This is a genomic window from Paenibacillus rhizosphaerae (genome assembly GCF_014192015.1).
In the GTDB taxonomy this organism is placed as follows: Bacteria; Bacillota; Bacilli; order Paenibacillales; family Paenibacillaceae; genus Paenibacillus_AQ; species Paenibacillus_AQ rhizosphaerae.
The window spans coordinates 79,939-93,494 of record NZ_JACHXJ010000009.1 but is presented as its reverse complement, the minus strand read 5'-3'; the positions used below and the strand labels follow the sequence as shown (position 1 = coordinate 93,494).

18 protein-coding genes are annotated in these 13,556 nt (G+C 52.8%); 5 read left to right on the top strand and 13 right to left on the bottom strand.

Annotated features, from left to right (window positions below):
* Positions 1-132: 132 nt before the first annotated feature.
* The 4 genes from FHS19_RS32660 to yyaC all read right to left on the bottom strand — a co-directional run bounded on the left by FHS19_RS32660 (position 133) and on the right by yyaC (position 3,643).
* Positions 133-1,341 carry a class I SAM-dependent methyltransferase gene (locus FHS19_RS32660; protein ID WP_183587418.1) on the bottom strand — a complete coding sequence of 403 codons (1,209 nt, stop codon included), beginning with the start codon at positions 1,339-1,341 and terminating at the stop codon, positions 133-135.
* 39 nt (positions 1,342-1,380) lie between these two features.
* Positions 1,381-2,034: a DUF6483 family protein gene (locus FHS19_RS32655; RefSeq protein ID WP_183587416.1), complete on the bottom strand. Its 654-nt coding sequence runs from the start codon at positions 2,032-2,034 to the stop codon at positions 1,381-1,383.
* Between the two features lie 192 nt (positions 2,035-2,226).
* Positions 2,227-3,021 (bottom strand): alpha/beta fold hydrolase, encoded by a 795-nt coding sequence (locus FHS19_RS32650; RefSeq protein ID WP_183587414.1) that lies wholly within the window; start codon positions 3,019-3,021, stop codon positions 2,227-2,229.
* 94 nt (positions 3,022-3,115) lie between these two features.
* Entirely contained in the window at positions 3,116-3,643 is a 528-nt protein-coding gene (gene yyaC / locus FHS19_RS32645) for a spore protease YyaC (RefSeq protein ID WP_183587452.1), read from the bottom strand.
* 223 nt (positions 3,644-3,866) lie between these two features.
* On the opposite strand from yyaC, the gene FHS19_RS32640 reads away from it, so the two are divergent.
* A complete protein-coding gene (locus FHS19_RS32640; RefSeq protein WP_183587412.1) occupies positions 3,867-4,091 on the top strand; it encodes a DUF1128 domain-containing protein in 225 nt (74 codons plus the stop codon).
* A 99-nt stretch (positions 4,092-4,190) separates the two neighbouring features.
* Here FHS19_RS32640 and FHS19_RS32635 read toward each other — a convergent pair whose 3' ends face one another.
* A complete protein-coding gene (locus FHS19_RS32635) occupies positions 4,191-4,925 on the bottom strand; it encodes a pirin family protein (RefSeq protein ID WP_183587410.1) in 735 nt (244 codons plus the stop codon).
* A 202-nt stretch (positions 4,926-5,127) separates the two neighbouring features.
* Positions 5,128-6,135 (bottom strand): asparaginase, encoded by a 1,008-nt coding sequence (locus tag FHS19_RS32630; RefSeq protein WP_183587408.1) that lies wholly within the window; start codon positions 6,133-6,135, stop codon positions 5,128-5,130.
* Positions 6,136-6,470: 335 nt separating this feature from the next.
* On the opposite strand from FHS19_RS32630, the gene FHS19_RS32625 reads away from it, so the two are divergent.
* The 3 genes from FHS19_RS32625 to FHS19_RS32615 all read left to right on the top strand — a co-directional run bounded on the left by FHS19_RS32625 (position 6,471) and on the right by FHS19_RS32615 (position 7,750).
* A complete protein-coding gene (locus FHS19_RS32625) occupies positions 6,471-6,728 on the top strand; it encodes a GlsB/YeaQ/YmgE family stress response membrane protein (protein WP_183587405.1) in 258 nt (85 codons plus the stop codon).
* Between the two features lie 37 nt (positions 6,729-6,765).
* Entirely contained in the window at positions 6,766-7,206 is a 441-nt protein-coding gene (locus FHS19_RS32620; RefSeq protein ID WP_183587403.1) for a YtxH domain-containing protein, read from the top strand.
* A gap of 217 nt (positions 7,207-7,423) precedes the next feature.
* The gene (locus FHS19_RS32615; protein ID WP_116234417.1) at positions 7,424-7,750 is read left to right on the top strand and encodes a DUF5665 domain-containing protein; all 327 of its coding nucleotides are present in this window, start codon (positions 7,424-7,426) and stop codon (positions 7,748-7,750) included.
* Positions 7,751-7,816: 66 nt separating this feature from the next.
* On the opposite strand, the gene FHS19_RS32610 is transcribed toward FHS19_RS32615, so the two are convergent.
* On the bottom strand, positions 7,817-7,981 hold the full coding sequence (locus tag FHS19_RS32610) for a hypothetical protein (RefSeq protein WP_183587401.1): 165 nt from the start codon (positions 7,979-7,981) through the stop codon (positions 7,817-7,819).
* A gap of 120 nt (positions 7,982-8,101) precedes the next feature.
* On the bottom strand, positions 8,102-8,443 hold the full coding sequence (locus FHS19_RS32605; RefSeq protein WP_312887405.1) for a winged helix-turn-helix transcriptional regulator: 342 nt from the start codon (positions 8,441-8,443) through the stop codon (positions 8,102-8,104).
* Positions 8,444-8,591: 148 nt separating this feature from the next.
* Between FHS19_RS32605 and FHS19_RS32600 the strand changes: the two genes are divergently transcribed.
* Positions 8,592-8,945 (top strand): DoxX family protein, encoded by a 354-nt coding sequence (locus tag FHS19_RS32600; RefSeq protein WP_183587397.1) that lies wholly within the window; start codon positions 8,592-8,594, stop codon positions 8,943-8,945.
* Between the two features lie 135 nt (positions 8,946-9,080).
* On the opposite strand, the gene FHS19_RS32595 is transcribed toward FHS19_RS32600, so the two are convergent.
* The 5 genes from FHS19_RS32595 to FHS19_RS32575 all read right to left on the bottom strand — a co-directional run bounded on the left by FHS19_RS32595 (position 9,081) and on the right by FHS19_RS32575 (position 13,548).
* Positions 9,081-10,049, bottom strand: a complete 969-nt coding sequence (locus tag FHS19_RS32595; RefSeq protein ID WP_183587395.1) for a magnesium transporter CorA family protein — start codon at positions 10,047-10,049, stop codon at positions 9,081-9,083.
* A 131-nt stretch (positions 10,050-10,180) separates the two neighbouring features.
* Complete coding sequence (locus FHS19_RS32590) at positions 10,181-10,951, bottom strand: sigma-70 family RNA polymerase sigma factor (RefSeq protein ID WP_076176089.1); 771 nt, start codon at positions 10,949-10,951, stop codon at positions 10,181-10,183.
* Positions 10,948-11,400, bottom strand: a complete 453-nt coding sequence (rsbW, locus tag FHS19_RS32585) for an anti-sigma B factor RsbW (protein ID WP_183587393.1) — start codon at positions 11,398-11,400, stop codon at positions 10,948-10,950. Before rsbW ends, FHS19_RS32590 begins: the two co-directional genes overlap by 4 nt.
* A gap of 18 nt (positions 11,401-11,418) precedes the next feature.
* Positions 11,419-11,757, bottom strand: coding sequence for an STAS domain-containing protein (locus FHS19_RS32580; protein ID WP_183587391.1), 339 nt, complete (start codon positions 11,755-11,757; stop codon positions 11,419-11,421).
* 114 nt (positions 11,758-11,871) lie between these two features.
* On the bottom strand, positions 11,872-13,548 hold the full coding sequence (locus FHS19_RS32575) for a hybrid sensor histidine kinase/response regulator (RefSeq protein WP_183587389.1): 1,677 nt from the start codon (positions 13,546-13,548) through the stop codon (positions 11,872-11,874).
* Between the last annotated feature and the right edge of the window lie 8 nt (positions 13,549-13,556).

The following is a 13,556-nucleotide window of genomic DNA, read 5'->3' as shown; positions in this document are numbered from 1 at the left end:
TCTGTTAGCCAGTATTTCCCCAAGCTAACTTGCCGAAACGGGCAGCACAAAAGCCGAGTCTTCGTGATGTGCACTGCGGTTATGGAAGCTGCGCTTCATATCGTCTGCCTATTTGATGCGCTGCATGTTTGTTTACGATTGGCGGGTGCCATTCTCTTCATGATCCTGCCGGAGTGAGCCTTCGGGCAGCAAATCGGCACACGCCTTCTCCAAGTAAGGAGAAGCGCTGAGCAAATCGCGGAAGGCGGTATACTCCTGCCACAATTTATCCCGGCTGCCGCTGCTGCCTTTGACCGCGCGGATCAAAATGTTCTTTGGCGTATGCTCCAGATCAATGAATTCCAGAAGCTGTGTCTTATATCCCATCAAGTCCAGCAGTTTGGCCCGGATGGCATCGGTCGCGAGGGCCGAGAAGCGCTCTTTCAGGATGCCGTGCGACAGGAGCGGCGACAGGGCGTCGTTCTTCACCTGGGAGAACAGCTCATGCTGGCAGCACGGAACCGACAGGATCACCTCAGCGTTCCAGCGGACCGCCTTTTCGAGCGCGGCATCGGTCGCCGTGTCGCATGCATGCAGCGTGACGACCATATCAACCTGGTCCAATTCGTCATAATCCGCAATGTCGCCGACCAGAAACCGCAAATTTTGATATTCGAGCTTTTTCGCCAGCATACTGCAGTGTTCGATGACATCCGCCTTCAGATCTAATCCGACAACATTCAGCACCCTTCGCTCCTGGACCGCCAAATAGTGATAGAGGGCGAAGGTCAGGTACGATTTGCCGCAGCCAAAATCCACGATGGTAATCGGGCGGCCGTCGGGAAGAGAGGGAAGGATGTCCTCGACCATTTCCAGGAAGCGGTTGATCTGTTTGAACTTATCGTATTTGCGGGCATGCACCTTGCCCTGCTCGTTCATGATGCCAAGCTCGACCAGGAAGGGGACGGGTTCTCCATCTTCCAGCACGTACTGCTTCTTGCGGTTATGCGCCAGATCCGCCGCCGTTTTGGTCGGGGACTTGGTCAGGATCGATACTTTATATTTTTTGCTGATCAGAATCTGGTAATCCGCTTCGGGCGTGCAGATCAGCGCCTGCCGGAAGGTCTGCTCGAACAGCTCCAGGATCGTCTGCTCGGCCTCTGCGGCCGTCAGATTCTGATGCACTACTTTGTTGGGATGAACATAAGCCAGCTGGTAATGCACTTTTTTCTTTAATTCCACGGGTTTGATCTGAACTTTGGTGAAAGAAATCCCCTCACGTTTGCGAAGCTGGCTTAACGTCGCAGTAATCAAAGTCGACTCCCCGATGATGTCATGAATCAGTTTTCGTAATGCTTCCAAGAGAGTACATCTCGCTTTCAACTTAAGATAAGGCCCGCTTCACGCATTGATTCTGCGCCGCAGCGTCTCCATGCCTTCCAGCACTTCACTGCGCGGGAGCCCACCCTGATCGAGGGCTTCGTCATCCCGTTCAAGCAGCCTTTCATAGAAGGAAACGCCTTCTTCTTCGGTGATTTCCTGCTGATCGAGCAGTCGGAAGAGCACATTCTCGGCCTCGTCGAACCGGCCTTCCTTCTCCTCGTAGGACAGCAGAATTTTCTCGGTCTTGACCGGAAGACGGTATCCCTTCACTTCGTCCTTCAGCTCCGCCACACGGTCCCGCAGCTGCAGCATGGATTGCTGGGCCCCGTGCTGGTCGGCGTATATATAGAGGTGGAGCGATTTCATGTAACGTCTGAGCGCCTCATCCGTCTCTCCCATGTCTTTGTACACGCCGCCTTCCTCCTGCAGGAGCCGGGCTACGGTCTGCAGCTTGTCGGCCTCCACGCCGCCGCCCAGGCGAAACATATCAATAATATCTTCTACGGATAAGGAATTTAACAGACGGGTATTGAGGCGGAAGTTCTTGCTGAGCAGATCGTCGATTTCCCATAGGGCCTCGGCATATTTCTTCTGCTGTTTCAAACCGAACACTTTACCAACCATTTCGACCATATCTTCAACCATCTGTACGAGGTAATCTTTGCGGAACATGGATCGTCCTCCGTCCTTCCTTCAGATCAGCTTGTCAGCTTCCCTTTGATTGTAAGGCATTCGGGAGGTCAAAGCCAGTTCTTGCGGGATCCGCCGGGAAAAGGGAAGGAACGGCCCAGGGCCGGTATAGGCCGGATCCGGGAAAAAGAAAAACCGGAAGCCTGGGTCCGGCTTCCGGTCGAGTAATACGGATTATGCGTTTTTCGTCTGCTGCATATATTGAAGGATTACCCGCGCCAGTTCCTTCGGAGCTTCCATCATGCTCATGTGGCCGGCCCCTTTGATCACGGCTTGGGTCACGTTCGGCTTATCCACCGTGAATACTTTCTCCGGCGGCGCGACGGTGTCATATTCTCCGGCGACCAGCAGCAGCGGCAGCACCGTTGCCGACATGACGTCCCGCCGGTCCGGGCGCTCCCGCATGGCGAGGGCGGCCCCCGCCGCTCCCTGCGGCGGCGTCAAATAACCGATTTCCTTGGCCCGCTGGATCAGCTCGGGATGAGTCTGGTCTGCATCGGGTGCAAACAGCCCGGGGATCAGTCCGTCGATAAAAACGGTGACGCCTTCCGATTGAATTGTGCTGACTGCCTTCAGACGCTTCTCCTTGCCTTCCTCGGTATCCGGATAGCCCGTCGAATGGATGAGGCCGAACCCGTTCAGCCTGGACGCGTAACGCTGCGCGAAGGATAGCGTGACATACCCGCCCATCGAGTGGCCGAGCAGCGTCACCTTCGGCAGATCCAACTCGTCCAGCAGCTTCAGGACGTCATCCGCCATCTGCTCCAGCGAGTAGGCGCCGAGCGGGGCATCCGAGTGCCCATGGCCGCGAAGATCGACCGCGATGCACCGGTGGCTGCCCGACAGCAGCGGAACCAAAAGGTCCCAGTATTCGGAGCTTCCGCAGAAGCCGTGAAGCAGCACAATCGGCTCTCCTTGGCCATGATCGGTGTAACAAAGGGTATGACCGTCACAAATCAATTTTTCCATGATGACATCCTTCTTTCTATATCAGCTTGAATTTCACCGGTTGTGATCGTAATAGGATTGCAGAAATGAAGCATATTTATAATTATGTATATTATTAAGCCAAAGGCCATAACTTGAAACGGGCCTCTGCCTCCGCCCCGCCGAGTCCGAACCCTTCCGCCGCGGCGGACGCGATCTGGCCGGCCATCGACATGACCTGATACAGCGAGGTCATCTGCAGTGTCGAATACGGCCGCGGACCGTTGACATTGACGACCGCTGCCACGCTGTAATGCCCGACGGCCGGCAGCATACCGCCCACCGATCTGGCCGGGAGCAGCGGCTCATCCGACAGTAAATAGCTGCCGACCGAAGCCGGATGCCCCAGACAGGCGTCCACCGCCACGACGGTATGATCCGCCGGAATCTCTGCGATGGCCGATTCCAAATTATGCGCATCGCATGGAGAGGACAGCGTACCGATGACATTCGGGACCCCGCAAAGGACCAGCTCGCTTCCCGTGAGCGGGCCGAGGGCATCCCCCGTGGACCGGTCCGTGCCGATACATACAAAAGTGATTTGATCCAGCGGATGGCGTTCATGAATCTGCCTGAAAAATGCGGCCAGCCCCTGCGCGTTCATCTGCTTGCTGCGCTTGGTGCCGCGGATGTGATGGGGATCTTGAAATGACACGTCCGGCCTCCTCCCTGCTTCGCTTATTCTTCGTCGATAGAATGATTTTACTGCAAAATCATCCGGTTGGAAAACGGGAGCTTCTGGATGGGGCGAAAAAAACAAAGTAACGGACGTTAAGACATGCTACAATAGAACACAAGCTTAAGCACAGGAAAGGATGGCGCTTGACATGGATTTATCCCAAAAGACACCTGAAAATATAGAGTATATGATTGAAAGCATTAAATCGAAGCTGAGAATGGCCAGCGGCGCAGCTATGAATGCATCGGCCTTCTCCGTCGACCGGTACGAGGACATCCAGGACGTCTACGACCTGGTTATGTCCAAGGACAATCTGAGCATATCCGAGGTGGAAGCACTGGTCTCGGAGCTGGGACGCCTGCGTAAATCGTAAGGTTCCCCTATACATTTCGAAAGCCCCCTGATGTCCGGAACCGCTGTAAATCAGTCGATTCCCGGAACATCCGGGGGCTTTTCCGTCAAGGGACGCCAATTAAGGTATATCCACCAGTACAAATTCAGACTCTCCTTCACTGCTCGTTCCTTTAATATGAAGATCGCATGATTTTTTTACCCTGGCCGAGTCTCCGGGCTCCAGATGGAATGTCCCGTCGTCGCAGCCGATTTCCAGGTGGCCCGAAATCAGGAACAGGAACGTCCTGCGTTCTTCTTTCTGCGGGAACACGATCTCCTGCCCGGTCTCCAGGATCGGAAAACAGATGGACACGTCGGCATGAATCTGAAGCGCATCCGGGGACTTCGGCAATCCCTCCGCCGATCCGCTGACAAGTGGAACCAGCTTGTTGAGCCTGTCCTCCCTCGGGAAATGGTGCGCTTTCCATGCGGGCCTGTGTCCCGGTGTGGACGGCAGGAACCACATTTGCAAAAAGCGGACCGGCTCCTCTTCCGACGGATTGGTCTCGGAGTGCATAACACCGGACCCGGCGCTCATGGCTTGAACGGTCCCTGCCGGCAGCTGAACCTGATTTCCCATGTCGTCATTATGCTCAAGCGTGCCGGATATGACGTAGCTCACGATTTCCAAATCATGATGAGGATGTTTCTTAAAGCCTTGTTTCGGACTTAGCTGATTGTCGTTATGGGCCAATAAGCAGCCAAAATGCGCATTGCTCGGATCATCATAATCGGCAAACGAAAAGCTGAATTCGCTGTGGATCCATCCCCGTTCCGACGTATGGCGCTCCGCTGAAGTCACTACTTTAATCATTTCCATCCACCTCCATGAACTGCGTATGTTATTGGAATATGTAATTCTTACCCCCAACTTCGGGGGGCTAATCAATCCACCCTCTTTCAGCCGTCAAAGATAGGATAGACATGAGAAAAGCCCCTCGCTGCGCGCAGCGGGGGGCCAAGGGTTTCCTCCAGGGGGCATTCACTTGTTTCTATATATCCATCAACACATGCCTCTAGCGGGGCCGCTCCAGCGTAAATACGGTTTCGGCGTGACCCACCTTCCGGCCGGCATCATTGTATATGTCTTTCGTAAATTCGGATCGCAGGCCCTCCAACAGACGGCGGTTATCATACCCGATCTGCTGAAGAATGGACTCGACCACCCAGCCCCATTCTTCTTCCGATCCGTCCAGTATTTTTAGTGCGATGCCGAGCCGCTCTTTCTTCAGACCGAAACAGTACACGCCTTTGAAGCCGCCTTTGGCGACAATGTTCGGGTCCTGCAAAATGAACGTGTCCACCCGGCGGGTTCCGCCGACCATAGCCGGATAATGGTTCATAGCCGCTGTAATCGAACTTACGGCCGTCCGCGTCGGTTCGTCCGGAATGAGGTCTGGGCAGGCCAGCTTCACATAAGCGTTAGCCATGGAGGACAAAGGCAGCGCAAATACCGGAAAGCCGCAGCCGTCCGTTCCCAGCCCAATCCGTTCTGCTTCCATACCGCTCATCGTCGCGACCACGTCCAGAATTTCCTGCTGCGCGGGATGTTCCGGTTCGGCATACGTCTCCTCCGGGTTATGCCGCATCCGGCTGTAGCCCAGCACCCCCAAATGCTTTCCGGAGCAATTGTGGTACAGGCGCCGCTTGTGGCCTTGTTCGCGAATGGTGTGCTCTTTGCTGTCTTCACTTAGAGGGTATGTCGGGGCACAGACCATCTGCTCCTCGTCCACCCCGATTTTCCGCTGTATGCTCTCCAGCACTTCGATATGCCGGGGTTCTGCCAAATGGGAAGCGGCCATAATGGCGATTTCCTCCTCGGTCAGCCCGTAATAATCCGCGATCCCCGCCCGGATTCCGGGAATGGCCTGCAGCGGTTTGGCCGCTGAACGCGTAAAGGTGACAAAGTGGGGATTTCCCGCCGAGGCGTACACCTCACCTTGATCATTAACGATACATATATGCCCATAATGGGTACTTTCCACGATTCCGGCCCGATACTCTTTCACCAATAAAGCGTCCATACTGCCTCTCTCCTTTTCTTGTTGCCTACCTATGATACAACTTATTCAGATCATAATAAAGTTGATTGTCTACAGGCTATTTCCGGTTTGGAAAAGATGTGCACTCCACGATATTTGTAAAGCCACCTAAATGACCAAATCATTAATAATATCCCTCTTTCACAAAATAATTCTCCATATTTCGCTGATTATCTTCCTTTTTCACATCTGTTGTTTCACACCATTTCTCCCCGTTTATATACGAAGTAAGATCGACGCAATGACGCAATGTCACAGCAGGTTAGACCGCAATCAGCGGAACTTTTATCAAACCTTATAAAAAGGAGGCGATCGTCATGTGGGGTATTATCATCAGTATTGTCATGGCCGTCATTATCGGGATTATCGGTGATGCCATCGCAGGACACAACATGCCTGGAGGCGTGATCGGCGCTATGATCGCTGGCTTTGTTGGCGCATGGGTTGGAGCTTGGCTGTTCGGCGACTGGGGTCCTGTCATCGGTAACTTCGCCGTAATTCCGGCGATTCTCGGGACGGCGATCTTCGTCTTTATCCTTGGCCTGATCAGCCGTTTGTTCTCGCGTACCACCTAAATTCATATAAACCAACAATAAATAAGGAGTGATTGGCATGAATAAAACAGAGACGGAATATCCGGTTCAAAGCGGAAGCACGTTCTTCAAGGGCATATTTATCGGAGGTTTGCTGGGGGCGGCAGCGGCACTGCTGTTTGCGCCCAAGACCGGACGCGAGCTGCGCGGGGATCTCTCCGACAAGCTGAGCGTCGTTACCGACAAGACGAAGGAAGTCGCCTCTGTCGTGACGGAAAAGGCAACGGATCTGGCCAAGACGGTATCGTCCAAGACGACCGATCTCGCCAAATCCGTTAACGAAAGCAAAAATACGATTATGGAAAGCGTCAAGCAGGCTTCGGCCGACGTGGCGGATGACATGAAGAGCGAATCCGGTAACGTTGCAGACGATGTCAAAAGCGCTTCGAAGGATGTCATGGATAAATCAGCCGACGCATCCAGCGATATCCGCCGGGAGCTTAATAAGACTTCATACTAAGCTGCCGATTCACCCGATAGCCAGCTGATCAGCTGGCTATTTTTAAGATTATGGAATGTATAAATTTTCAGCGGAGCTGAACCATTCTATAATCGCAAGAAAAACTTCCTTTAGATGCGGTCTGTTTTCTTTGAAAGTATATCGATAGACGTTTTTCTTATGCACAGGTCCGTGATCATTAAAGCCGGAATACCGGGTGAAGAAGGAAGGGATACCGATGAGCAAAGCCAATCCTTATGATGTGGATGAACATCCTTTTGAGCTGCGGCACGAAGTGAAGCGGCTGAACAACCGCCTTGATCAAATTGCCGATTCCCTGGAGCGGTCCGAGCTTCAGGATATGATCGAGAACTATACGAACACCAAGAAGCGGCTGATCACCAACTTTACGGCAGGCTTGTCTCGCGGGCTTGGCCTATCCCTCGGAACCTTTGTGGTGCTTGGCCTGCTCGGATACGTCTTAAGCCTGTTTGTCGATATGCCGGTGATCGGCCAATACATTGCCAACCTGCAGGATTATATCAGCCAATACAAATCGCAGTAACGGATCGTTTACGTGCATACAAAGAAACGGATGGTTCCGGAAATCCCGGGGCATCCGTTTCTGGCGTTATGAAGGTGCCGGTTCCTCGTTCACCGCGAGGGTGACCGGCTCGATATCCAGAAAGGCGCTCGTCTCGGTTGACTCCCTCGCCTTCAGGCAGATCAGGGCGCTCCGCAGGCCGGCTTCGAGATCCGGGCCCGCCGCAGCCTGGCCGGCTACTATCGAGCGCATGGAGGAAGCCGGGATTCCAGTGGACAAATCGCTGGTCCAGGCCAGCAGCGGCGAAGACGGCTACGAGCTATGCGCCCGGATTCGATTTTGAATAGGCCATCGCATGGAGCAAATGAGCCTTCACTCTGCCTGCTCATCCCCATAAAGCTCCTGCAGGTGAGCAATGTGTTGGACTCCCCAGTCATTCATCGCCTGCAGCAATGGCGTCATGCGTTGACCGTAGTCTGTAATGGAGTATTCGACCCTTGGCGGAATTTCCTTGTAGACCTCGCGGTGCACGATATCGTGATACTCCAGCTCCCTTAACTGTTGGGTCAGCATTTTCTTCGTGATGTCCGGGATCGATTTCTGGAGCTCGCTGAACCGCATCGTCCCATGGTTCAACAGACGGAGTAAAATGACGGGCTTCCATTTCCCGATCAGGATATCCAGTGCTGTTTCAAACTTGCAGTAAGTATTCACCGTATCCTCCCATCCCCTTGATTGGCTTAAGGTATATTTTTCGATACTACGTTTATTTAAAGTGCCTACTTCCATCTTCCCACCCTTACTCCCTATTATATATCCATGGTTTGAGACGAAACAGAGCCAGGATAAGGAGCAGTGAGATATGAACATTGTACTTTGGATTTTGCAAGGAATCTTGGGAGCTGGATTCATCTATTCCGGTTGGATGAAGGCGTTTCAGCAAGAAAAAGCAAGAACGGCCTGGCCGTGGGTAGGAGACGTCCCTAAACCGCTCGCTTCGGGGATCGGAATGTTGGAATGGGCCGGTGTTCTCGGGGTGATTTTGCCTTTGGCCACGGGGATCGCGCCTGTATTGACGCCTATCGCCGCACTCGGTCTGGCCGTGACTGTACTCCTCGGTGCCGCTTTTCATGTGTTTCGGAAAGAATATAAAGAAATTGGCATCAATATCGCGTTTCTCGTGCTGGCGATCATCGTCGTCGTCGGACGTTGGTAGCGGCGTTAAATGAACCATCCCCTCCAAGTATACCGCCGTGCGCTTACTCAGCACTTGTCTGCTAGCAGGGGATCTATTTGTCAGGCGGAATGAATTGTTTGTTCGCCAGGTCCCGTTTTAGGATTCGGCGAGCCGCTAGATCTTTGAGTTTTTCGATTTAACCTTGAGCAAATCGCCGGTCCATCCCTTTCGGTGCATCCAAAGGTACATGATGGCGGTGCTCAGGAATGTGATCAGCATAATCCCGATGAATCCCCACGGCACCTTGATGCCCGGCAGGTTCTCGAAGTTCATCCCCCAGATTGCGCCTGCTACCGTAGCCGGAGTAAAAATCGCCGTCAGAATCGTCAGCGTCTTCATGATTTCGTTGCCGCGGAACGCTGAGATGGCATCATCGATCGATATCAGTGTATCAATCTCATCTTCATAATGGCGGAACGCCCGGTCCATGCGCTCGATCCGGTGCAGCAGCTGCATAAACGACCGGCTGTTCTCCAGCTTGTCCAAATATCCCTCTCTGGCGGCCGCGACCAGTTCCTGAAACGGAGTGAACAAATTGCTCCAATACAGCAGCGCAAACCGCGAGTTCAGGATTTTGTCCATCAAATACCGCTGGTTATCCATCTCCATCGCATGCTCCAGCTTGCGAAGGTTCGCTTCGAAATGATCCAGGCCGAGATGAAAATAGTGCAAAATCGTCCGGGCCAGCACAAACATGCCGTCCACCGCGCTGCGGCATTGATGCAGCATGGCCGTACGTTCTTCCGTGGCCATGATTTCGCGGGTATTCTGATCCAGGTTGATCGTAATCAGCTTGTCGCCCTGGACGTAAAAGTGAACCCGGTCAACGTAACCGCTGTCCTCCACTTCCGCTTTGACCGAATAGGGCAGCGTGCCGAACATGACGGCATCCACGCCGTTGGGAAACCGGACGGACATATAGTTCTGTTCGATATTCGGGATGATTTCCAGCCACTCCTCGATCAGGGGGCACGCCTCCTGCAGCTGCCTGAAGTCCTCCGATGACCAGTCCTCCACCACCAGATCATGCCATGTCCAGTGGCCCGCAAAGGATAATATATTGTTTGAAACCTCAGCCGCCATACGACCCGCCTCCTCTATCTCATCATCCATAACTCTGTTCACCAAAAAGGACACGCCGTATATTCTCAAGGGAGAACTGGCGTGTCCTTACGAACTTCCGGTTGACTCGTTACCTAACATAAGCTTGTCCGTCATTGGTATGAATTAGACATGATTTCTTTCAGCTTTTCCGTTGCACGCTTCTGAATCCGCGATACGCTCATCTGGGAAACCCCCAGCTTCTGGGCGATCGAGCGCTGGGATTCACCGTCCTGGAAGGCAAGCAGCAGCACTTTCTGCTCCTGTTCCTTCAGCTGGCTCATCGCCTGCTGGAGGTCCATCCGTTTTTCCACCGAATCATAGTCGTTGACGTCCGAGCTGATCAGTTCGCCGAGCGTTGCGCCCGTTTCCTCCTGAGACAGCGGGGAGTCCAGTGAAACATAATGGTAGCATTCGCGTCCGGCGAGGACCTCTACCGTTTCTTCCACCGACAGATCCAGGAATTCGGCGATTTCGCGGACGTCCGGCGAACGCTCCAGCTTGACGGTTAACTCATCAATGGCCTGCTGGACCAGTGCGCCCTTCTCCTTGATCCTTCTTGGAACCTGAATATACCAGGACTTATCCCGCAAAAAGTTTTTCATATGCCCGATCATGCTCTTCATGGCATACGGCTCAAACGGAATCCCCAAGCTGATGTCATACTGCTGCAGCAGCCGGATCAGGGCCATCTGGCCGACCTGGTACAAGTCTTCATAGAGGTCCGGGCGGTTTCGGGCGATTTTGCCCGCAGCCATCTTGACCATCGGTTCATATTTTTGGATAAGCACGGTGGCGATATCGTTGTCTTTCGTCTGCTGGTATTCCCAGATCAGACCGACCGCCTCGCTCATGGACTCTGGGGGAGTCACCTTATCATTCATACTTTCTCCTCACTTCTCATGAGCCGTTTGGTCATAACCACCTGGGTGCCGCGTCCGGCCTCATTATCTACCGCCACATCGTCCATCAGCGCCTCCATCAAGTAGAAGCCGAGTCCCCCGATTTCCACATCATGAAGGTCCTTGTCATGCAATGTCACGGTGTTTTCGGTACGGTCCATCCGGTCAAAGCTCTCCCCGTCGTCCTTGACTTTGATGGACAATTGGTCCCTGCCGATTTCGAACGTTACTTCCACCATGCCGCCTTCCTGACCATAAGCGTACAAAACGGAGTTGTTACAAGCTTCCGATACGGCTACCTTCATATCTTCAATGTCCTCATAAGAAAATCCCATCTTCGATGCGATTCCATATAAGTTCAATCTTACGATATCTACAAAATCAGCATTGGCCGGTAATGTTATCACGACTTTTTGAACTTCAGCATTCATACTGTCTTCGATCCTTTCCTATTGGGAATTCCTACTGGCGGCAAAAAACTTCGCAATACCCGTCATGTCAAACAGCCTTTGAATTTGGGAAGGAACCTCTTCCACGACAAAACGGGCATTCATCCCATGTCTAGCCTTCAATATTGACAATAGAATGCCGATCCCCGTGCTATCGATATATTTCAGATCCTTCAGGTTAATCACTAGATCGATTTCGGAATCCCCAACAAGCGGTTCCATGACAAGCCTGAAGTCAGGCGCCACGGATAAATCCAGCTCCCCGCTCAGGTAAACCGTGCAGGATCCTTCACGACGTTCTGTCGTTGCATTGAATTTTTCGTTCTTATTCGTATTCATAGACATTCTCTCCCGAATTTTTTGTTTTTCTTGTATAAGAACAGTTAACCCTAAAGGCCCCTGTTTGAATCAGCTTGTACGCAAGCTTGTGTTTGGTAATATTTGGGATACGCCTCACATAGAGTTGGCATCGGAGGTTTGCAGGCCTTGGCTTTGTGCAGGCACCGGATGCTTCATCAGGATCTCCTTTACCGATTTCATATTGACCGGCTTGCTGATATAGTCATCCATTCCGGCTTCCCTGCACCGGGTTCGGATGCCCTCCATCACGTTGGCGGTCATAGCGATGATAACCGGCCGGTACCCCTGAGGCTGCATCTCGCGGATGAGGGCCGTGGCCTCCAAACCGTCCATCACCGGCATTTGCAGATCCATGAAGATCAGCCGGTATACCGGATTGTTGCGGATTTTATCCACCGCCTGCCGCCCGTCCTCGGCCAGCTCCGCTCGCAATCCCAGCTTGCCCAGCATGCTCACCATCAGCTTCTGGTTGACCGGATGGTCGTCTACCACGAGGATCAGCGGTTCTGCGTCTTTTGCGGACGGCAGGGAAACATGCAGGTCGTCGCCCATACCCATCATGCCGTCATCGGATTCGGGCTCACTCGTCCGGATCGTAAAGATGAACGTGGCCCCTTTCTCCTCGGTCGATTCCACGCAAATGCTGCCGCCCATCATTTCAACGAGCGATTTGCATATGGCCAGTCCCAGCCCCGTGCCCCCGTATTTTCGGGTCATCGAAGAATCCAGCTGGGAGAACGGCTGGAACAAGCGATTTTGCTTATCCGGCGTAATGCCGATCCCGGTATCCTTCACCGCAAATTCGATCATGAGGCTGCCGTCTTCGGCTCTTTCCCGAAGTGATACCATCAGATAGACACCGCCCTGATGCGTAAACTTCACCGCATTGGAGATCAGATTGATCAGCACCTGACGGAGGCGGGCCATATCCCCGTAAATGATGGGCGGGATCACTTCATCGATAAAGTACACCAGCTCCAGGTCTTTCTTTGCCGCTTCCATGGAAAAGAGGCTGAATACTTCCTTGATGCAGTTTTGCAACTCAAACGGATGCTCCTCCATCTCCATTTTACCGGATTCCATCTTGGTAAAATCGAGGATGTCGTTGATCACCGTTACCAGCGCGTCGGCGCTTTTGCGGATGATCTCCGTATATTCCAGCTGCTCTTCCTTAAGCTCGGTTTCCATCAGCAGATCCACCATACCGATCACGCCGTTCATCGGCGTGCGGATTTCATGGCTCATCATCGCCAAAAATTCGGTTTTGGCCTTGGCGGCGATTTCAGCCGCCTCTTTGGCTTTAATGAGCTCCTGATTGGCTTTCTCCAGCTCCTGCGTTTTCTGCTGCAGCAGCATGGACTGGGTTTTATGCTTTTTGCTGGTCAAGTACATTTCCACAAAGCCTTCAATTTTGGACTTCAGGATTTGCGGGATAAACGGCTTCACCATATAATCAATCGCACCGGCGGAATAGCCTGCAAATAAATGCTCGGCTTCTTTACTGTTCGCTGAAATGAAGATGATCGGAATGTCCTTAGTTTTATCTCTTGCCTTGATCAATTTGGCTGTTTCGATCCCGTCCATACCTGGCATTTGAACATCCAGTATTATCACAGCAAACTCATCCTTCAGCAGACACCGGAGCGCTTCCTCACCGGAGGTCGCCTTCACAAGATTATATTGCTCACTCTCCAGCACTGCTTCCAGGGCGAGTAAGTTCTCCGGACGGTCATCAACCAGCAGAATATGAATCGGTTCTTGAGACCCCATGGAATCCT

Coding starts and splice junctions, on each gene's coding strand:
- FHS19_RS32635 (WP_183587410.1), bottom strand. CDS start 4,925: ATGATTAAAGTAGTGACTTCAGCGGAGCGCCATACGTCGGAACGGGGA.
- FHS19_RS32600 (WP_183587397.1), top strand. CDS start 8,592: ATGAACATTGTACTTTGGATTTTGCAAGGAATCTTGGGAGCTGGATTC.
- FHS19_RS32575 (WP_183587389.1), bottom strand. CDS start 13,548: ATGGGGTCTCAAGAACCGATTCATATTCTGCTGGTTGATGACCGTCCG.
- FHS19_RS32615 (WP_116234417.1), top strand. CDS start 7,424: ATGAGCAAAGCCAATCCTTATGATGTGGATGAACATCCTTTTGAGCTG.
- FHS19_RS32625 (WP_183587405.1), top strand. CDS start 6,471: ATGTGGGGTATTATCATCAGTATTGTCATGGCCGTCATTATCGGGATT.
- FHS19_RS32650 (WP_183587414.1), bottom strand. CDS start 3,021: ATGGAAAAATTGATTTGTGACGGTCATACCCTTTGTTACACCGATCAT.
- yyaC (WP_183587452.1), bottom strand. CDS start 3,643: ATGAACGCGCAGGGGCTGGCCGCATTTTTCAGGCAGATTCATGAACGC.
- FHS19_RS32655 (WP_183587416.1), bottom strand. CDS start 2,034: ATGTTCCGCAAAGATTACCTCGTACAGATGGTTGAAGATATGGTCGAA.
- FHS19_RS32640 (WP_183587412.1), top strand. CDS start 3,867: ATGGATTTATCCCAAAAGACACCTGAAAATATAGAGTATATGATTGAA.
- FHS19_RS32610 (WP_183587401.1), bottom strand. CDS start 7,981: ATGCGCTCGATAGTAGCCGGCCAGGCTGCGGCGGGCCCGGATCTCGAA.
- FHS19_RS32590 (WP_076176089.1), bottom strand. CDS start 10,951: ATGAATGATAAGGTGACTCCCCCAGAGTCCATGAGCGAGGCGGTCGGT.
- FHS19_RS32580 (WP_183587391.1), bottom strand. CDS start 11,757: ATGAATACGAATAAGAACGAAAAATTCAATGCAACGACAGAACGTCGT.
- FHS19_RS32595 (WP_183587395.1), bottom strand. CDS start 10,049: ATGGCGGCTGAGGTTTCAAACAATATATTATCCTTTGCGGGCCACTGG.
- FHS19_RS32620 (WP_183587403.1), top strand. CDS start 6,766: ATGAATAAAACAGAGACGGAATATCCGGTTCAAAGCGGAAGCACGTTC.
- FHS19_RS32630 (WP_183587408.1), bottom strand. CDS start 6,135: ATGGACGCTTTATTGGTGAAAGAGTATCGGGCCGGAATCGTGGAAAGT.
- rsbW (WP_183587393.1), bottom strand. CDS start 11,400: ATGAATGCTGAAGTTCAAAAAGTCGTGATAACATTACCGGCCAATGCT.